Origin of the sequence: Streptomyces sp. (assembly GCF_019510245.1) — a bacterium.
In the GTDB taxonomy this organism is placed as follows: Bacteria; Actinomycetota; Actinomycetes; order Streptomycetales; family Streptomycetaceae; genus Streptomyces.
In genome coordinates, this window is sequence record NZ_JAEKKT010000147.1 from 171,661 (window position 1) to 190,679 (window position 19,019).

The following is a 19,019-nucleotide window of genomic DNA, read 5'->3' on the forward strand; positions in this document are numbered from 1 at the left end:
CACTCTCTTGACTGTCGCAAGAAATGAGCCCTACATTCCTCGGCATCTTGGTTCAGTGCACTGAGTATCCGCCCGTGCCCCGCTCCGCAGCCGCCTCCCCAGGGAGCTCCCCCATGCCTGTCAGCACCCGTCCCCGCACGCGTCGCACCCGTCTGCGCATCGCCCTGGCTGCTCTGGCCACGCTGACCTCCGCGGCTCTGACCGCGCTCTCGTTCTCGACCGCCCAGGCGGACACGGCGACCGCCGACCACCTCACCGGCACCCTGTCCGACGGCGCTACCTGGGTCGCGGACGTTCCCGGGAACTGGAACGGCACCCTGTTGGTCTTCAGCCACGGTTTCGGGCCGACCGTCGCCAGGGACGCCCCCACCGACGCCGTACGCACCGAGTTGCTCGCCGAGGGCTATGCGATGGCAGGGTCGTCTTACGACCCCAATGGCTCGATGTGGGCCCTGAACAGCGCTGAACGCGACCAGTTCGCCACACTCGACGCCGTCGTCGCGAAGATCGGCAAACCGCGGCGCACGCTGGCCGTCGGCCAGTCCATGGGCGGGCTCGTCAATGCGCAGCTCGCCCGGGACGGCGGTGGGCGTATCGACGGTGCGCTTGGCCAGTGCGGCCTGGTCGCGGGTGGTACCGATCTGGACAACTACCAGCTCGACGCCGAGTACACCATCGCCCGGTTGCTGCTGCCGGCGCAGGAGGTGAAGCTCGTCCACTTCAGTTCCTCCGCGGACGCGGCCGCCGTCGCCGGACGGCTCACCGACGCCGTCACAGCCGCTCAGGCCACCCCGCGGGGCCGGGCCCGGATCGCGCTGGCGGCGGCCTTCCTCAACCTGCCCGCCTGGTCGCCCGGAAAGGACCGGCCCGCCGCGACCGACTGGGCAGGACAGGAGGAGCAGCAGTACGACTGGTTCGCGCAGGGAATCCTGTCGTTCGTCGAGGGCGGCCGGTACGCCATGGAGCAGTCGGTCGGCGGCAACAACTCCTGGAACCGGGGGGTGGACTACGCCGGCCTGCTCGCCGACTCCGAACACGCACCCCAGATCCGTGCCCTCTACAAGGCGGCGGGCCTCGACCTGCGGGCCGACCTGCGCACGCTGACCGCGGGGGCCACCGTCACCGCCGATCCCGCCGCCGTCCGTACCGCGCTGCGGACATCCTCCGCCGGTCAGGGACTTGAGGTGCCCCTGCTCGACATCCACACCACCGGCGACAACCTCGTGCCCGTACAGCAGGAGAACCGCTTTGCCGGCCGGGTGAAGGCGTCCGGCGACGGTGCGCTGCTGCGGCAGGCGTTCGTCGAACGGCAGGGGCACTGCACGTTCACGACCGCCGAGACGGTGGCCGCCCTGCATGCGCTCGAACACCGCGTGAGCACCGGACACTGGGGCGACGCCGCGACCCCGGACGCGCTCCAGCGCTCCGCCACCGCTCTCGGGCTCGACGGGGCAGCCTACGTCACCTACCGCCCGGCCCAGCTGACGGTCGGCCGCGACCGCCCTGCGTACCCCACCCACCCCTGATGTTGGGACCTCTCATGTCCGACGCACCCCCGTCCTCCTCCGTGTCCGCTTCCGCGCGCTCGTCCCTCCCGATCGGCACGCTCGTCGCCGGCTGTCTCGCCGTCTGCCTCGCCCAGATCGGCCTCGCGATACCGGCGACCCTCAACGGCCTGTTCCAGGAACACCTTCACCCCGTCGGCTCCCAACTGACCTGGATATCCGACGCGTTCCTGCTGCCTGTCGCCGTCCTCGAACTCTCCTTCGGTGTGCTGGGCGACCTCTTCGGGCGCAAACAGCTCCTCGTCGGAGGCGCCGGTGTGCTGTGCGTGGGCGAGATCGTCGCGGCCAGCGCCTCCGGTGTCCACCAGCTGTGGGTGGGCATGGCACTGGCCGGCCTTGGCGCCGCCGCCCTCTTCCCGACCTCGCTCGCAATGATCGCGGCCGGTACGCACACCGGTGTGCAGCGCGCCCGGGCCATTGCCGTCTGGGCCTCCAGCCTGTCCGCGGGCGGCTTCCTGGCACCGTTGCTCGGTGGCTTCACCGGCACCTACGGCTCGTGGCGCTCGGCGTTCGTGGTGGTCGCCGTGCTCGCCGCGGTCAGTGCTCTGGTGAGCCTGTGGCTCGCGGCCAACTCGCGTGCACCGGAAGGCCGTTCGCTGGACTTCGGTGGCCAGGTCACCATCGGTGTCGGTCTGTTCGCCCTGTTGTACGCCGTCATCCAGGGACCGACGGACGGCTGGGGTTCGGCACCCGTGGTCGCGGCATTCGTGATCGCGGTGGTGTTCGTGGCCCTGTTCGTCTACGCCGAGAGCCGCGCCCGCTCACCCCTGCTGCGGCTGGACCTGTTCCGCAACCGGTCCTTCGCCGTCGCTGCGGTCGTCGCGGTCGTGGGCATGTTCAGCTTCCTGGGCACCGCGTACGCGTCGAGCATCCGACTCGGCCCGATCCAGCACCAGAGTCCGATGCGCACCGCGTTCGCGTTCCTTCTGCTCAACGGCATCACACCGCTGTTGACGCCGCTGACCTCGCGGCTGCTGCACCGCCTGTCCTCGCGGTGGCTGCTCACCGTCGGCCTGGCGCTGATCGCCGCCGGTGACTTCCTGGCCGCGGGACTCGACGTGAACGACCGGGCGCTCACCTCGCTGATCCTGCCGCTCGGCCTGGTGGGCATCGGTTTCGGCTTCACCGTGTCGTCCATCACCGCGACCGCCGTGAACACCGTTCCGGTCCCGCTCGCGGGCATGGCCAGTGCGGCCACCAACCTGCTGCGTGACTTCGGCTTCACCCTCGGACCGGCGGTCATCGGCGCGGTTGCGCTGAGCCAGGCGGCGTCCCGGGTGACCGCCTCGCTGGCCACCTCGTCGTCGTTGGACGCCGGGTCGAAGGCGGCGGCGCACGAGGTGCTGAAGGAGGGCGGCCCCCTCGCCCTCAACTCCGTCCCCGCCACCTCCCCGCCGGGCGCGGCCCGAACCTACGCCCTCGACGCCCTGGGACACGGCTACGGGATCGGATTCGTCGTGTGCGGTTCGGCCGCCCTGCTCTCGGCGGTGCTGGTGATGACCGCGCTGCGGGGACGCACGGCGGAGGAGGACGCGTCGGAAGCGAAGGAGGGCGCGGAGCAGCCCGCACCCGCCACGGGTTGAGATCCGCACCGGGAGTCCGGCAGCGCCGGACATACCCCGACTGGCTCGGCTTGGGTACCGGGCTCAGGACGCTCAGGTCCGGCGCAGGCCGGCGTTCCCGTCCTGAGCCCGCGCGGGTTGGGCACGGCGCAGGACCGGCCCCGCCGGGCCTGCGCGATTCCGGTGCCGGCGCGCTCTCGACGAACCCTCCGCCGTGGAAGTACAGCAGCCCTGGCAGGAGGCCGTCGCGATCGGACGGTGCGTACACCCGCACTTGGACGTCCGGTGCACCGGGCGCTCCGGAACGGTGAGATCGCGGACATCCAGCGGGACGGACGCCCGGAGGGGCGGTGCCTGACTCAGAGCCACCCGCTCGGCGGCGCGGACGGCGGCGTAGTCGGTGAAGGAGAACTCGGGAATCAAGGCGGCCGCCACGCCCAGTGCGGCGACCTCTGCCTCTTGCGCTTGCGGCGACTCGTCGTGGTGCAGGTCCCGTCGACACTGCACTCGCAGCCGTGGTCAGTGAAACGCCGCTGTCCTTCGAGGAAGCGCCGGCACTTGACGAGACGATCCCGGACCGCGCTGGTATCCGCTCGCGCACAGCGCTCGCTGCTGCAGAGCAGACCCAGCGCCGAGCCGACAGCGTCGCCGAGCGACTTGTGTCCTCGCGCAGGCTCGTCGCCCGCTCGGACAACGCGGGACTCCCCAAAGAGGCACGCGCGTCACCTGAAGAGTCCACTTCCCTGTGCCGCCGACCGGCGACGAAGGATCCCGCGGCCTATGCACTCGATCTTGCCGTGGCACTGCACGACCTGGGGAATCCGCTGGGCGCTGTCGGGCGGCATACCGTGTAGTGGTGCGGAAGGCTTTGCAGGTTGCCCCGGCGGCGCACGTTTCAGCCAGGAAGCGCCGGGGGCGGGACGGGCTTGGTCCAGTCGGGGTCGGCCCACCGTTCCGGCTGCTGCGGATCCGGCAGGTCCGGGCGGTACCCGGGGTCCCGTTCGCGCCGGAGTCGCACGCTGCTGTGCAGCACGGCGTCGTCCGGCAGAGGGCGGGGGCGCCGGCCCACGAGCATCCACAGCGTGCCGTTGTGGTGCACCGGAGCACCCGCGAACTCCTCGGTGACCGCGCACGTCGTGTCGTACGCCTTGTCCCGGAACACCAGGTTCCCGGTGACACCGTCGATGATCCACTTCAGCGGGATCGTGGAGAGCAGAGGCGCCCCCTCGGCGTGGTCGAAGGTGCCGCCGACATCGGCGTGCACTCCGGCGAACCACACCTCCTCCGCGGTGTCCGGGCGCTCCGGGCGGCGTGTCACCAGGAACTCGCGGAAGGGGCGGCGGGTCTCGTCGAGCGACACGGCGTGCCGGATGCGGGCCGCGTTCGGCAACTGGTGGGTGTACGGCCACTGCAGAGTGCCCAGGCGCAGGAGCCCGGCCGCCTTCACGGTGTCCCACACGCCGAGGTAGGCCACGGGCAGGGCGTGGTGTGAGACCTGCCGTCGGTTGTTCCCCTTGACCTCCTCCCACAGCGGTTCGCCGTCGGTGCGCCGGCAGAACGCGTGCGAGAACCTGGCGACCTCCTGTTCGCTCCTGTCGACGTCCTGGTTGAAGGCGTACTTCGCCACTGCGTACGGCACGAGGTTCTCCGAGCCCGGACGCATGAGGCCGGGTTTGTTCAGCATGCCGACGAGCGCACGGGCGGTGTAGGCGCCGCGGCTGAAGCCGAAGACGTACACCAGGTCGCCGGGATGCCACTGCCGCATGAGGTACGTGTAGGCCTCGGTGAGGTTGGTCCGCAGTCCGCTGCCGAAGGCGAGCCCCCAGAGGCGGGAGAGCCGACGGCCGACGGGGCCGCGGGCGGCGGGAGACGACAGGGTCCCCACGCCGGGGTCGTAGTAGACGAGTTGCCGGGCCGGATCGTCCGCTTCCAGCATCTCCATCAGGCGCACCACATTGGTCGGGTTGTCCGCGCCCACCTGGCAGCCCGTGCCGTCGAGGCAGACGACGATCGCGCGGGGCATGCCACTGCTCCGTCCTAGCCCGGGACGCGGTTGCCGCGCCGTGCCGCACCGGTTGCGAGTGGGCCTGCGGCGGTGTGCCGGCCGGGAGGTATCTGCCGGGCGAAAGCCTGCATGGCCACGTCACTGTCGGCCGGCAGTACCGCCATCAGGCTGTGTTCCTGGGCTTCGGCGATCGCTGGAGCGGCCGCACTGCCCTCGGGTACGAAGGTCAGCCGGACCGCCCCGTCGCCCGAGCCGCGACGGTCCACCGGGGCGACGGCCCCGTGGGTGCCGTCGGGCAGGGTCACCCACAGTTGGAAGTCGTCGTACCGGACGAAGTCCGCGCCCTTCACCGGCCAGGGGTAGTGGTGTTCGCCGGGCACCGTGGGCAGGATGCCCTGGTGGTTCCCGTGGCTGAGAGGCACGCAGGAGTTGAACAGGGAGTCGGTCCACGCCTCGACCCCGTCGGCGTCCTCGATCGGCGTGCGCAGCAGGTCTTCGGCCTGTTCGTAGCCGAGTTGTGCCAGGGCGGGCAGGGTGCCGGGGAAGGCGGCGATCAGCTCGGCGGCCTCCTGGCGGAGCCGGTCGACCTTCGCGGGGTCGGCGCAGAACTGCATGCTCCACTCGATGCCGACCCGGGCACGGAACATCAGCCAGCGGTCGGCACCCTTGACCCAGAGGCTGCCGCCGTGGTGCATCTCCCAGCGCTCGGAGCTCTTCGGCCCGGATCCGGGAACGACGGGCCGCGGGCCGTAGGGAAGATCGGTGTCCTTCATCTGGCGGAGGATCTTGTGCGCCGTTTCCTTGGCGGCACGGAAGTGCGCCGATTCGAACCGCTTGGGATGTTCGACGAGGCGGATGTGCCACGGATGGCTCTCGGATTCGACGCCACCGGGCTGGAGTTCGGGATGTGCCATGGCTGGCCTCCTCGGCCGGGCCCCACGGAGTGCTCCCCGGCGCGCGGGGCGAACCCCCCTTGTCTGGTCTGCCGAGCCACTTGCGCGCGGCCACTCGGGACCGCTTCGGGTGCTCTGGGAACGGCAACCGCGAAGGACTCAGGTGCGGGCGGCCTCCTTGCGTGACCCCCGTTGACGCCACGGCGGCAACGGCACGCAGAGCCTGCCACACACACTCGCTTCGACTGCAGTATCAGCCTACTGCGGCTCGCTCCCGGCGTCGAAGCGATCAACAGCCGGGCAACACTGTCTGACCAGCGCCGACGCCGGCGGAGCGGGCAGACCTCGGGCCCGGTGGCGCGGTCCCCGGCAGCGCGCCCACGCCCGTGATCGGCGCAGCGGCGCGGAAACGGGCCCCGCCGGCGGAGGGGGCCGGCTCGTGCACGCATCGGCTCACGTCGCGTCACGCCGACGTCGGCCTGCGCACCGCGGGGGTCTCGCGTATCTCGCGTCTTGCCCCTGCCGCAGGTCGGGGGCACGCTGGAGGCATGAGCGTTCATGAGCCCACGCTCATCATGTCCGTGCAGCGCGCCTTCCGTCTGCTGGAGGCGGTGAGCGCGCACGAGAACGGCGCGCCCGCGAAGCAGCTGGCACGGGAGACGGGTCTGCCGCTGGCCACCGCCTACCACCTGCTGCGGACGATGGTCCACGACGGGTACCTGCGGAAGCTGGGCGACGGCGGCTTCGTCCTCGGTGACAAGCTGGGAACGCTGCACGCGACGGGGCAGAGCCAGGCACTGCTCAGCAGGGTCAGGCCGGCGCTCGCCGCACTCCGGGACGAGCTCGGCACCGCCACCTACCTCACGTTCTACGAGGGCGGCGAGATCAGTGTCGCCGAGATCGTCGACGGCCCCCGCACGCCCAGGGTCGACCTGTGGGTGGGGTTCGAGGACGCCGGGCACGCCACCGCGCTGGGCAAGTCCGTCCTGCGCGAACTGGACGAGGACGCCCGCCGTGACTATCTCTCCCGGCACGATCTCGCCGACCTGACGCCACGGACCATCACCACCCTCCCGGAGCTGCTCCGCAACATCGACGCCTCGCCGCTGGCACCGGCCGTCACGGACCTCGAGGAGTACGCACTGGGCACGGTGTGCGTCGCCGTGCCCATCTACCGCGGTGACGTCCTCGGCTCGCTCGGCGTCTCCCTCCCGGCGGAACGGCTCTCCCGTCTCCCGGAGGTCCGTGCCCGGCTGCTCCCGACCGCGGACCGCGTGACCCGAGGCCTCTCGCTCACTATCTGAAATCCCACTCCTTGTGGCTCGCAGACCGAACCTCTTTCCTGGATGAAACGGATAAGTCGGGCTTAAGGCCCGCCTGGGTGAGGATTGCGGACACAGACATGAGGCAGGCGCGAGACCATGGTGGCAACCACTGGCCGTTGCGGCCGCTCAGGAAACCGATGACCGGTGCCCGGGCACCGGTCCCCAGGCGGGCCGCCGCACAGCTGGCCGCCGGAATGCCCGTGGTGCCGGTTCTGATCGTCTGCGGCATCGCGCTCGTCGACGTCGTCGGCGGGGCGGGGATGTACCTGCTGCCGCTGCTGGCGGCCGGGCCGGCGCTGGCCGCCAGTACCAACGGCCCCCGGGGCGTGCTGTGCGTCGGGTTCCTCGCCGCGGTGCTGGGCACCGCCCTGGGGGCCCGGGAGACGGGTCCGGGGCACGAGCTGGTGGCCGTGCTCTCGGCACTCCTGGCCGTCACCCTGGCGAGCGCCCTGGCCAGCGCCCTGCGCGGTCGCCGGGAACGTGTGCTCGCCGCCGTCCGCTCGGTCGCCGAGGCCGCCCAGCACGCCGTTCTCAAGCCCATCCCGGAGACCGTCGGCCCGTTCCGGGTGGCGGTCCGCTACAGCGCGGCGGCGGCCGAGGCCCGGATCGGCGGTGACCTCTACGCCCTGGTGCCGACCCCGCACGGGGTCAGGCTGATCGTCGGCGACGTACGCGGCAAGGGGCTGCCGGCCGTGGAGATAGCGGCACTCGTCCTGGGCGTCTTCCGCGAGGCCGCCTACGACGAGCCCGATCTCCTCGCCGTCGTCGGCAGGATCGAGCGGAGCCTGGCGCGCAACCTCGGCCACGACGACTTCGTCACCGCCGTCGTCGTCGGACACGCGCGTGCCGGGCAGCTCGAGGTGGTCAACTGCGGGCACGCGCCTCCGCTGCTGATACCGGCGTCGGGGGCCGTGACCGCGGTCGAGGCCGCCCGCCCGGCTCCGCCGCTCGGCCTGCGCGTCCTCGTCGACGAGCCCCCCTGCCTGGAGGTCCTGCCCTTCGCCGAGGGCGACCAACTGCTGCTCTACACCGACGGGGTCATCGAGGCCCGCGACCGTGCCCGTGAGTTCTACCCGCTGGCCGAGAGGGTGGCCCGCCACGTGTCCGGCGAGCCGGAGCACATCCTCTCCGCGGTCCACGACGAACTGCTGGCGCATGTGGGCGGCCGGCTCCACGACGACGCGGCGCTGCTCCTGCTCCGCATGCAGAATCTGGCGGAACCGGCCCCGGCCCTGCCGGAGACGCGGGGAACGGCCGTTCCGGAACCCGAAGGGCGTGGCGGCCACGAGTCCGTTCCGGAACCCGAAGGGCGTGGCGGCCACGAGTCCGTTCCGGAACCCGAAGGGCGTGGCGGCCACGAGTCCGTCCCTGCGGTCCAGCGCACATGGTCCGCCGCTGTCGACGCGGAGCGGCTGAGCGGGTCGGCCGCCGCGTTCTCGGCGGGACCCGGCCGCTGACGGGAGGGGCCCCCGCGGGGGCGCAGCGACTCAGACCGTGACGAGATCGGCCCACCGGATGACCGCGCCCGGACGGGTCTCGATGCCGTACCGGCTCGCCAGCGCGTGGACGATCTCCTCGCCCCGGCCGTGCTCGTCCGGGTCTATGCCCGCGGGCGGCTGGCCGGCGGGGCCCGCGTCGGTGACCTCGACGCGCAGGGTGCCGAGCCCGGCGTTGCGCGTCCAGACCAGCCGCAGCACCGCCGGGGGCAGTGCGTGGACGATCGCGTTGGTCAGCAGTTCCGACACCACCAGCAGTGCGTCCTCGACGACGTCCGGGGACACCCTCCAGGCAGCCAGGACCGCGCCGGCCCGTCGACGTACGTCCGAAACGGCACCAGGCGACGGGCGGCATCGGGAAGACGTACTCGCTTGCTTCCCGCGCCCGCGTGTTGAGCTGTACCGCCATCTCGTGTCTCCAGGAGTCAGTGCCACAGGCCCTGCGTCACGCACCTCGGCACGTTGCCAGGCCTCAGAGCACGCTAAAGAGACATAGCGGGTCGGGTCAATGAACGTGGGTCGGCATTACCGAACGGCCCCCCTCGCTCCGGTGGCGCGGCGGCCCTCCGCACGCACGGCAGACCTTCCGAGACGGTAATAAGCTCGCATCATGACCGGTCCGGTCCAGTCGATCGAACGGGCGGCCGCGATCCTGCGCCTGCTCGCCGGTGGGCCTCGCCGACTCGGGCTCGGCGAGGTGGCGGCCTCCCTCGGGCTGGCCAAGGGAACCGCCCACGGGATTCTGCGCACGCTCCAGCACGTGGACTTCGTGGAGCAGGACGCGACTACCGGCAAGTACCAGCTCGGAGCCGCCCTGCTGCACCTCGGCACGAGTTATCTCGACGTCAACGAGCTGCGGTCCCGGTCCATCAACTGGGCCGACGCCCTGGCCGCCCGCAGTGGTGAGGCGGTGCGCCTCGGCACCCCGCTGGAGGGCATGGTCCTGGTCGTCCACCACGTGTTCCGGCCGGACGACACCCTCCAGACCCTGGACGTGGGCGCGCTGCTGCCCCTGCACGCCTCCTCCCTGGGCAAGGTGCTGCTGGCCTACGGGACCGCGACCCTCGACTCCGCCGTGGAGTCGGGGCTGGACGCGTACACCCGGCACACCCTGGTCACCGAGGAGCAGCTCACCCGGGCGCTCGCCGAGGTCCGGGAAGCGGGCTATGCCGTCGAGGTACAGGAGATGAGCATGGGCGAGGCAGGTCTCGCCGTGCCGATCCGGGGGCACGGCGGCCTCGTCGTGGGCGCCATCGGGCTGTCCGGTCCGGTCGAGAGGATCTGTGACAGCCAGGGCCGCCCCCGGCCCAACCTGATCACCCTGATCCGGGAGGCCGCGAGAGCGATCTCCCGGGACCTGGGAGCCGCCCGCTGGTAAGCGCCCCTCGCCCCCTCGCCCACTCCGCGACCCATCGGAAGGCGGACCCGATCATGGTGGAACGCTATGTGATGTCCATCGATCAGGGCACCAATTCCACGCGATGCATCCTGTTCGACCAGGGCGGGCGGCTGGTGTCGGTCGCGCAGCGGGAGCACCAGCAGCACTTTCCCCGGCCCGGCTGGGTCGAGCACGACGCCGTCGAGATCTGGCAGAACCTGCGGCGGCTGATGTCCGAGGTCCTCACGGGCGGTGGTACGGCCGTCGACGCGAGCCAGGTCGCCGCCATCGGCCTGGCCAACCAGCGGGAGACGACGGTGCTCTGGGACCGGCGTACCGGCACCCCGCTGGGCCGGGCGCTGGTCTGGCAGGACACGCGCACGGCGCCGCTGGTCGAGGAACTCAGGGTCCGGCCCGGAGAGGAGTTCTTCCTCGACCGGTGCGGCCTGCCGCCCTCCACCTACTTCTCGGCGTTGCGCATCCGGTGGCTGTTCGACCACGTCAAAGGCCTGGAGCAGCGGGCGAAGGACGGCGAGGTGCTGTTCGGCACGATGGAAAGCTGGCTGATCTGGAACCTGACCGGCGGTGCCGACGGCGGTCTGCACATCACCGACCCCACCAACGCCAGCCGCACCATGCTGATGAACATCCGCACGCTCACCTGGGACGAGGAGCTCCTGGCGTTCTTCGGCGTGCCCCGTCCGATGCTGCCCGAGATCCGGTCCTCCGCGGAGACCTACGGCGAGGCCCGCTCGCAGCTTCCCGGCGTTCCCATCGCGGCCGCGCTCGGCGACCAGCAGGCGGCGCTCTTCGGCCAGACCTGCTTCTCCCCGGGCGAGGCCAAGTGCACGTACGGAACGGGCAGCTTTCTGCTGCTCAACACCGGTACCGACGTCGTACGGTCCCGGCACGGTCTGCTCACGACGGTCGCCTACAAGATCGGGGACCGGCAGCCGGTCTACGCCCTGGAAGGGTCGATAGCCGTCACCGGCGCGCTGGTCCAGTGGTGCCGTGACCGGCTGGGACTGATCAACAGCGCGCCGGAGATCGAAACACTCGCGCGGACCGTCGAGGACAACGGCGGCTGCTACATCGTCCCCGCCTTCTCCGGCCTCTTCGCGCCCCGCTGGCGCAGCGACGCGCGCGGCGTCATCGTCGGCCTCACCTCCTACATCACCAGCGGGCACCTGGCCCGGGCCGTCCTGGAGGCCACCGGCTGGCAGACACGTGAGGTCGTCGACGCCATGAACGCCGACTCCGCGGTGGCCCTGAAGGAGCTGAAGGTGGACGGGGGCATGACCGCGGACAACCTGCTCATGCAGTTCGTCGCCGACGTGCTCGACGTGCCCGTCGTACGGCCCATGGTCTCCGAGACGGTCTCCCTCGGGGCGGGCTACGCCGCCGGGCTGGCCGCGGGCTACTGGCCCGACCTCGAGGTCCTGCGCCGCAACTGGCACCCGGCCGCCCGGTGGCTGCCGGGAATGGACCCCGGCCGCCGGGCGTCGGAGTACGACAACTGGCAGCGCGCCGTCGAACGGTCACTGGGCTGGATCAGACAGCCCGGGTCCTGAGCGTTCTCCTTTCCGGTGTCTGTTTTTCCGGCACCCGGGTTCCGTGCCTTCTTTCCGTGTCCTTTCTGCTTCCCTTCGGCCTTATGTTGACACGGTGGTGGCCGGTCGGGACCGCCCCTAACGTTCTTTCACGGGCGCTTTCGTGCAGGAGAAGCGAGCGCAGAGCGAAGGGGGAACATGTCCGTCTTTCCGTCCAGTGAAATGGCCGTGAAGGTCTTCAGCAGTCTGTTCACCGTATTGCTGGAGGACGACGATTTCTTGGCGCGGGCCCGGCAGGAGGGGCTGTCCGTCCGGCTCGTCCACACGAAACCCGACTGCGAGCTCTTCGTGTCACCGCAGGACGGCGTCCGCGTCGGCGCGGAGCACGCGGGGCCGGCGGCGATCACCCTCCGGATGTCCTGCGACACGGCGCACGCGCTGTGGATGGGGCGGCTGCTGGTGCCCGTCGCCATCGCCACGGGCCGGCTCCGGATCCGCGGCCGGGTCGCCAAGGTACTGGAGCTGGTGCCCATGCTGCGGCCCGCGTTCGACCGGTACCCCGGCATCGCTGCCGCCGCCGGCCTGGGCGCGTGATCTGTCGCGAAGCGACCTGTCCCGAACACCGAACCGACGCACAAGGAGTGACACCGCACGTGAACACCGCTCTCTCCGAATCCGTGTCCGCGGCCGCGCTGAATTTCGACGTGCTGCCGGACGACGTCGAGCAGTTCCGGGAGGCCGCAAAGGAATTCGCCCGGAACGTCGTCGGACCCCGCGTCCAGGAAATGGACCAGAAACCCGCCGCGTATTTCGACTGGGACCTCGTCGGCGACGGCCACCGGATCGGCCTCACCCGCGCGGCGGTCCCGAAGGAGTACGGCGGACTGGGGGTGGGGATGCTGGGCGTCGCCACCGCCCTGGAGGAGGTGGCCGCGGTCTGCCCGGGCACGGCACTGATCTTCGGCGCCACCCTGCTCGGCCAGGCACCGATCCTGCTGTCCGGCGATCCCCGGCTGCAGGCCCGCTTCCTGCCGCTGTTCTCGGGCGACGAACCGGTCCTCGCCTGCAACGCGGTCACCGAGGAGGACGCCGGCTGCGACCTCATCATCCCCTCCCAGGCCGAACACGCGCGCAACGTGACGACCGCCCGCCGGGACGGGGACCACTACGTGCTGACCGGCCGCAAGCGGTTCATCACCAACGCCGATGTCGCCGCGTTCGCCTCCGTGTTCGCCACCATGGAGGGCAGCCGGGGGGCGACCGGCCTCACCTCCTTCATCGTCCCCCTCGACCTGCCCGGAGTGGTCCGCGGACCCGTGGCCGACAAGATGGGATACCGCGCCTGCCTCGGCAGTGAGCTGGAGTTCCACGACGTCCGGGTGCCCGCCGAGTACATGATCGGCGCGGAGGGCGAGGGCATGGCCATCAACATGGCGCAGAGCAACATGGCGCGCGCCGCGGTGGCCGGCATCTCCACGGGCGTGGCCCGCAGCGCCCTGGAACAGGCGATCGCGTGGTGCGGCGAGCGGATCCAGGGCGGGCGCCTGCTCAAGGACCAGCAGTTCACGGCGGCGAAGCTGGCCGGCATGGCGGCCAGGGTCGACGCCGCCCGCATGCTGTACCTGCGGGCGGCGGACAAGGTCGACAACGAACTGCCGCCGCCGGTCTACGAACCGGCCGCGGCCAAGCTGTTCGCGGACCGGACCGCGATCGACGTGGCGGAGGCCGCCCTCTCCCTGCTCGGCGCACGCGGCTACCTGCGCTCCTACGGCCTGGAGAAGACGATGCGGGACGCGCTGGGCACCCGGATCTACGAGGGCACCCCCGAGGTCCTGGCACTCGCCGTCACCGAGAGCCTCTACGCCGAGAAGGACGAGTGGTGAACGCCCCCGGCCGCGCCGCCGGCCCCGTCCTGCGCGGCGCCGGGGCCCCGGAGCCCGCCGCCACCCGCGACCCCCGCGCCCGGCGCTACGCCCGGGACATCATCCGGCTCCACGACCGGCTCAGCTACCGCCTGCTGCCCCTGGAGCTGAGGGGCGACCCGCTCTCCCTCGTCGAGGACCCCGACGGCGCACTGGTCACCGTGACGGGCCGCGACAGCCAGTTCCCCTCCCGCTACCTCAAAGGGATGCTGGGGTTCCGCCTCGCCCAGTACCTCCGGCTGAACTGGATCTCCGCCGACGCCGTCCACCGTGCCGCGGCCTTCCACGAACCACTGCCGCACTCTCCCGTGGAGAACATCCACACGGTCACGCTGTGCGCGCGCTCCGGGAAGATCCGCGGCTACGTGGGACTGGCCTGCTCGGCGGACCCCGAGAGCCTGCCCCTGGACTCCCCGTGCCGTATGCCGTTCCCGACGGAGGCGGCGCACCGTGTCGACCTGCTCGGCAGGTACGCACGGCCCGGCCTGGGCAGCCACCAGGCCTTCGAGTTCAAACGGTTCCTGCGTGACCAGACGATGCCACGGGACGAGCAGCACAGCCGCGTCCCCTGGCACCTCATGCTCGGCATCGGCGAGGCACTGCTCGCGCTGGGCGACGGCGTGCGCGTCGTGCTGGGCGACGCCAAGGAGCACGTCGCCCTGCGCCATCTGCGGCTGGTCGGCTTCGACCTGCACGTCGTCGAGGACACCTCGCCCTACCTGTGCGCCTCGGATCCGATGGCGCCGATCTACCGCCAGACGGTCGTGGCCAAACCGTTCGCCGCCCCCGTGCCCGCCGACATCGCCTGGTACCGCGACGTGGTCCGCTCCTACCTCGACGGGACGAGCCACCTGGCCTCGTGGCAGGCCGTGATCACCACCCTGGCCGCACGCAGGGCGGGTACGGGACAGCGTCCCGATCTCGCACGAGAAGGGGCCGGCCGGTGACGAACGGCGACGGGGAAGGAATGCCCGAGACGGCCGGAGGGCCCACGGCGCAGGCCCGGTTCTACACCGAGCTGACCGCCCGGAACGCCGGCGTGGTGCCCGAGGCCGATCAGTGGGCGCTGCGCGCGGCGACCGTCCTGGTGGCCGGCTGCGGATCGATCGGCGGTGCCGCCGTCGAACCACTGGCCCGGCTCGGCCTGCAGAACTTCGTCCTCGCCGACCCGGGGACGTACGAACTCAGCAACCTCAACCGGCAGTCGGCCACCGTCGCCGACCTCGACCGGAACAAGGCCTCGCTCGCCGGGGACCGGGTACGGGCGATCAACCCGCACGCCTCGGTCGAGGTCTGCACCGAAGGGGTCACCCGGCAGACGGTCGGGAGACTGACGGCCTCCTGCCAGGTGATCATCGACGGGGTGGACGTCACGACCCCCGAGGGCTGGCGGGCTAAGATCCTGCTGCACCGTCACGCCGTACAGCGGAGGCTGCCCCTGATCACCGGCTGGGACATGGCAGGCACCCAGTACGTCCGCTGCTACGACTACCGGCAGGTCCGCGAGCCGTTCGCGGGGGCCGTCGGCCCGCATGACGCGGACCGCTACGACATGTGGGACCTGCTGCGCCGGGCCGTTCCGCTGCGGCACGTGCCGACGGACATGCTGGCCGAGATCCGGGCCAACCATGCCCGGACCGAGTACAGCTTCCCGCAGGTCGCCTACACGGCCATGGCGTTCGGTGTGATCAGCTCCCACATGGTGGTGCGGCTGCTGGCCGGCCGGCGGGTGCGGCCCGAGGTACGCCTCGACGTGCACCAGAAGACCAGGCCGCTCGGGGAGCGGTGGCGCAGCCGGGCCCGGTGGCCGGTGGAACTGGGGGCGCTGCTGCCGGAGTTGCTGCGGCTGGCCCGGGGTTCCGGCACGGGCCGGGCACCCCGGGCCACGGTGGACCGCGACGTTTCCTGACCTCCCGAAGCACCGCACCCGGGCCGCGCGTTCAACCGGTGACGAACCGGACCCGAACGCGCGGCCTCATGACACGGGCCGGGCGAGGCCGTGCCGCCGGCGCCCGCGCAGCCATCGCGACCACGGAGGTGGACATGACTGTTCGGCAACGGAACGTGCTGTGGACGTTCTTCTGCTGTGGCCTGGGCGTGGCCATGGTGTCGCTCGACAACCTCGTCGTCATCACGGCCCTGCCGTCGATCCGCGAGGACCTCGGCGGGAGCATCCAGCAACTGGAGTGGACCGTCAACGCCTACACCCTCACCTACTCGGTGCTCATGCTGACCGGCGCGGCCCTCGGGGACCGGTTCGGCCGGCGGCGGATGTTCGGCATCGGGCTGGGCGTCTTCGTCGTCGCGTCGGCCGGGGCCGCGCTGGCCCCCGGTATCGGTGCCCTGATCGCCGCCCGCGCCGTACAGGGGCTGGGCGCCGCGCTGTTGATGCCGCTGAACCTGACGATCCTCACGGAGGCGGCGCCCGAGCGGCGGCGCGGTGCCCTGCTGGGCGCGATGAGTGCCGTCGAGGGCCTCGCGATCGCCATGGGCCCGCTCCTCGGCGGCGCGGTGGTGGAGCACCTGAGCTGGCAGTGGATCTTCTGGATCAACGTGCCGATCGGCGCGCTGGTGCTGCCCGTCGCCCGGTGGAAGCTCACCGAGAGCCACGGACCCAGCCCACGCCTGGACCTGGTGGGCACGGTCCTGGCCAGTGCCGGGCTCTTCGGGATCGTCTTCGGCGTCATCAACGGCCACGCGGACCACTGGACCAGCGCGCGCGTCCTGCTCTCGCTGGGCGGCGGGGCGGCCGTTCTGATCGCCTTCGTCCGCTGGGAACTGTGGGCGGAACACCCCATGTTCCCGATGAAGCTGTTCCGCCACCGGACCTTCGGCGCCATGAACGCCGCCGGGCTGCTGATGTTCGCCGGCATGTTCGGCTCGGTCTTCCTGCTCACCCAGTTCCTCCAGGGACCGCGCGGCTACTCACCCCTGGAGGCCGGCGTGCGGATCCTGCCGTGGACCGCGGTGCCCGTTTTCGTGGCGCCCCTGGTGGGCCTGGTCTCCGACCGCGTCGGCGGCCGGACCATCGTCGCGCTGGGCCTCGCCCTCCAGGCCCTCGGACTGGGATGGATCGCCGCCCGGGTCTCGCCCGGGGTCCCCTACCCGTCGCTCATTCCCGCCCTGGTCCTGTGCGGCCTCGGCATGACCTGCTACTTCACGCCCACCGCGAACATGGTGATGAGCGCGGTCGACGCCGGAGAGCGCGGCATGGCCTCCGGGTCGATCAGCGCGCTGCGCGAACTCGGCGGCGTGCTCGGCATCGCGGTCCTCGCCTCGGTGTTCTCCGCGCACGGGGACCTCAGCACCGCCGACCGGTTCACGGACGGCATGGTTCCGGCGGTGTGGACCGGCGTCGCCCTGATCGCGTGCGGAGCGCTGGCGGTCCTGCTGGTACCGCGGCGCTCCCGCGACGGCCGCCACGCCGATCCCGGACCGGCGGTGCCGGGGTGTGTGGGCGACCCGGTGTGACGGCATGCCCGCCTCCGGCATGTCCGACCGGAGGGGATGCGAGGGGACGCGTGGCGACGGGAGGGGACGGCAGGCGAGGGGAGAGGACGGCGATGAGCTCACCGATCAGGGTCCTGCTGGCGGACGACCGGTCCATAGCCCGCACCGGGATCCGGTCGGTGCTCGACGGGGACGGCGGCATCGAGGTGGTCGGCGAGGTGTCCGACCTCGCGAGTGCGGTGGGCAAGGCCCGTGAACTCCGGCCTCAGCTGCTGCTCGCCGGCGTCCTTTCGGGCTCCGCCGGCCCCGCGGAACTGGTCGGCGAACTGTCCGCGTGGTGCGGCGACGAGGGGCCCGGTGTTCTGCTGATGGCCCACGAGAGCGGTCCGGACGCGCGGCTCGCCCTCCGGGCCGGAGCGCACGGAGTCGTGCTCCACCGCGTCACTCCGGAGCAGTTGCTCTCCGCGATCCACGTCGTGGCGGCCGGCTACCGGATCTTCTTCGGGGAGCCGGGTCCGTCGGGGGACGGCGGAGTCCGGTTTCCCGGGGCCGCGGAATTCCCCGGTCTTCCGGCGGCGGGGCCGGCGGGATTCCAGTCGCTGACCCGGCGGGAGCGGGAGGTGTTCCGGCTGCTCGCCCACGGACTGAGCAATACGGAGATCTCCGCGGTGCTGGTGCTGAGCGAGAACACCGTGAAATCCCATGTGCAACGGCTGCTGGAAAAGCTGAACCTGCGCAACCGCGTGCACGCGGTCATCCACGCCTATCGGACGGGCCTGATGGCGCCGCCCTGCCCGGAGCCCGTCCCCCCGTGGACCGGCTCCCGCGCTCCGCGGACGCTCCAGTGAGCCCGCGGTGCTCCGCGTGAGCCCTGTTGAGCGCACGGCGCTCAACAGGGCTCGTTCTGTTGGCCGTTGTGAAGATCAGTCGCTTGATTCGAGGAGATATCCACGTCCGTTGGCGGTCCGGACGCGCAGCCCGAGGCAGACCACCTTGCGCCGGATTCTCATGATGTGGAGGTCCAGGGCGTTCTGGCTGGCCGTGCCGCGCCGGTCGCGGAGCAGGGCGATCAGTTCGTGCCGGGCCACGAGGGTGCCGTACCGCTCGACCAGTGGTTGCAGAAGGTTCATCTGGGTCGGTGACACGGGCACCATCCGGGTGCCGTACCGGAGCAGCCCGTCCTGATCCAGGACGGGGATCCGGTGCGTGCCGGCCCTGGCCCGGAGCGCCGCGACCCGGGCGGCGAAGTCGGCCCTGCTGACCGGCGCCCGGATCCAGTCCTCCCGCGAGTCGCTCGGCACCGGCGGCGTCGCGCCGTTCTCCACCACGAGGAGCCGGAGGATTCCGCGGCGCCGCAACTGTTCCAGTTCCTGCACCTCGACCGGCCAGCGCAGGACGCGTACGTCCTGGGTGGCCGAGAATAACTGCCCCTCACTGTATTGAGGCACGAATTGACTTCTCCTTTCGGGTGGGTGGAATAATGCAAGGTCCTGCTGGTTCCGTTCCCCCTGCGGCCTTACTACCTCACTATGCAGGGTGTTCAAGCGTCGCGGCAACAAGTGCATTAGAGGGGCCACTGCCGGGTTATCTGCATAAAATAGGACAGGTTGCGGGCTGTTAATAGTTCTAATGGTCCTTTGTGTGGTCCCCCGGCCTGCCCCGATCTCGTGAAAAGGAGTGAAGCGCCGGGTCGTTCCGGGCGAGTAGATTTCTCCGGACAGGTGCGCCGAAGAAAAAGGCCGATATGGGAGGGCTCCGGGAAAGGCATGGAAAGGGCCGAGGAAATTCTCACCTCCGGGGAATTGCTGATCGCCATCATGGCGCTGGTGACGGCCGGGCTCCCCCCGGCGTCCCGGGAGACGCCGGGGAACCT

The 19,019-nt window shown here is 71.2% G+C and carries 16 protein-coding genes and 1 pseudogene; 13 read left to right on the forward strand and 4 right to left on the reverse strand.

Annotation, left to right across the window (positions count from 1 at the left end):
* Positions 1 to 113: 113 nt before the first annotated feature.
* From JF597_RS26235 to JF597_RS26245, 3 genes are all read left to right on the forward strand, one after another.
* Positions 114 to 1,526, forward strand: coding sequence for an alpha/beta hydrolase (locus JF597_RS26235; RefSeq protein ID WP_293999483.1), 1,413 nt, complete (start codon positions 114 to 116; stop codon positions 1,524 to 1,526).
* A gap of 14 nt (positions 1,527 to 1,540) precedes the next feature.
* Complete coding sequence (locus JF597_RS26240; RefSeq protein ID WP_293999485.1) at positions 1,541 to 3,148, forward strand: MFS transporter; 1,608 nt, start codon at positions 1,541 to 1,543, stop codon at positions 3,146 to 3,148.
* A 494-nt stretch (positions 3,149 to 3,642) separates the two neighbouring features.
* The gene (locus JF597_RS26245) at positions 3,643 to 3,981 is read left to right on the forward strand and encodes a hypothetical protein (RefSeq protein WP_293999487.1); all 339 of its coding nucleotides are present in this window, start codon (positions 3,643 to 3,645) and stop codon (positions 3,979 to 3,981) included.
* Between the two features lie 41 nt (positions 3,982 to 4,022).
* Here JF597_RS26245 and JF597_RS26250 read toward each other — a convergent pair whose 3' ends face one another.
* Positions 4,023 to 5,150, reverse strand: coding sequence for a DUF2235 domain-containing protein (locus JF597_RS26250; RefSeq protein ID WP_293999490.1), 1,128 nt, complete (start codon positions 5,148 to 5,150; stop codon positions 4,023 to 4,025).
* Between the two features lie 14 nt (positions 5,151 to 5,164).
* Positions 5,165 to 6,061, reverse strand: a pseudogene (locus tag JF597_RS26255) (DUF6424 family protein); the annotation flags it as partial.
* A gap of 512 nt (positions 6,062 to 6,573) precedes the next feature.
* Between JF597_RS26255 and JF597_RS26260 the strand changes: the two are divergent.
* Together JF597_RS26260 and JF597_RS26265 are read left to right on the forward strand one after the other, a co-directional pair.
* A complete protein-coding gene (locus tag JF597_RS26260; RefSeq protein ID WP_293999495.1) occupies positions 6,574 to 7,329 on the forward strand; it encodes an IclR family transcriptional regulator in 756 nt (251 codons plus the stop codon).
* Positions 7,330 to 7,487: 158 nt separating this feature from the next.
* Complete coding sequence (locus tag JF597_RS26265) at positions 7,488 to 8,807, forward strand: SpoIIE family protein phosphatase (RefSeq protein ID WP_293999497.1); 1,320 nt, start codon at positions 7,488 to 7,490, stop codon at positions 8,805 to 8,807.
* A gap of 30 nt (positions 8,808 to 8,837) precedes the next feature.
* Here JF597_RS26265 and JF597_RS26270 read toward each other — a convergent pair whose 3' ends face one another.
* On the reverse strand, positions 8,838 to 9,299 hold the full coding sequence (locus tag JF597_RS26270; protein WP_366916447.1) for an ATP-binding protein: 462 nt from the start codon (positions 9,297 to 9,299) through the stop codon (positions 8,838 to 8,840).
* Between the two features lie 157 nt (positions 9,300 to 9,456).
* Between JF597_RS26270 and JF597_RS26275 the strand changes: the two genes are divergently transcribed.
* From JF597_RS26275 to JF597_RS26310, 8 genes are all read left to right on the forward strand, one after another.
* Positions 9,457 to 10,224, forward strand: coding sequence for an IclR family transcriptional regulator (locus JF597_RS26275; RefSeq protein WP_293999500.1), 768 nt, complete (start codon positions 9,457 to 9,459; stop codon positions 10,222 to 10,224).
* Between the two features lie 53 nt (positions 10,225 to 10,277).
* Positions 10,278 to 11,795 carry a glycerol kinase GlpK gene (gene glpK, locus JF597_RS26280; RefSeq protein WP_293999503.1) on the forward strand — a complete coding sequence of 506 codons (1,518 nt, stop codon included), beginning with the start codon at positions 10,278 to 10,280 and terminating at the stop codon, positions 11,793 to 11,795.
* Between the two features lie 177 nt (positions 11,796 to 11,972).
* Positions 11,973 to 12,368 (forward strand): SCP2 sterol-binding domain-containing protein, encoded by a 396-nt coding sequence (locus JF597_RS26285; protein WP_293999506.1) that lies wholly within the window; start codon positions 11,973 to 11,975, stop codon positions 12,366 to 12,368.
* Positions 12,369 to 12,427: 59 nt separating this feature from the next.
* Complete coding sequence (locus tag JF597_RS26290) at positions 12,428 to 13,657, forward strand: acyl-CoA dehydrogenase family protein (protein ID WP_293999509.1); 1,230 nt, start codon at positions 12,428 to 12,430, stop codon at positions 13,655 to 13,657.
* Positions 13,654 to 14,643 (forward strand): hypothetical protein, encoded by a 990-nt coding sequence (locus JF597_RS26295; RefSeq protein ID WP_293999512.1) that lies wholly within the window; start codon positions 13,654 to 13,656, stop codon positions 14,641 to 14,643. The genes JF597_RS26290 and JF597_RS26295 overlap by 4 nt, the downstream gene beginning before the upstream one ends.
* Entirely contained in the window at positions 14,640 to 15,605 is a 966-nt protein-coding gene (locus JF597_RS26300) for a ThiF family adenylyltransferase (protein WP_293999515.1), read from the forward strand. The genes JF597_RS26295 and JF597_RS26300 overlap by 4 nt, the downstream gene beginning before the upstream one ends.
* 134 nt (positions 15,606 to 15,739) lie before the next feature.
* Positions 15,740 to 17,167 carry an MFS transporter gene (locus tag JF597_RS26305; RefSeq protein WP_293999518.1) on the forward strand — a complete coding sequence of 476 codons (1,428 nt, stop codon included), beginning with the start codon at positions 15,740 to 15,742 and terminating at the stop codon, positions 17,165 to 17,167.
* A 92-nt stretch (positions 17,168 to 17,259) separates the two neighbouring features.
* The gene (locus JF597_RS26310; protein WP_293999521.1) at positions 17,260 to 17,994 is read left to right on the forward strand and encodes a response regulator transcription factor; all 735 of its coding nucleotides are present in this window, start codon (positions 17,260 to 17,262) and stop codon (positions 17,992 to 17,994) included.
* 75 nt (positions 17,995 to 18,069) lie between these two features.
* On the opposite strand, the gene JF597_RS26315 is transcribed toward JF597_RS26310, so the two are convergent.
* Positions 18,070 to 18,594, reverse strand: coding sequence for a helix-turn-helix domain-containing protein (locus tag JF597_RS26315; RefSeq protein ID WP_293999524.1), 525 nt, complete (start codon positions 18,592 to 18,594; stop codon positions 18,070 to 18,072).
* Positions 18,595 to 19,019: the final 425 nt, after the last annotated feature.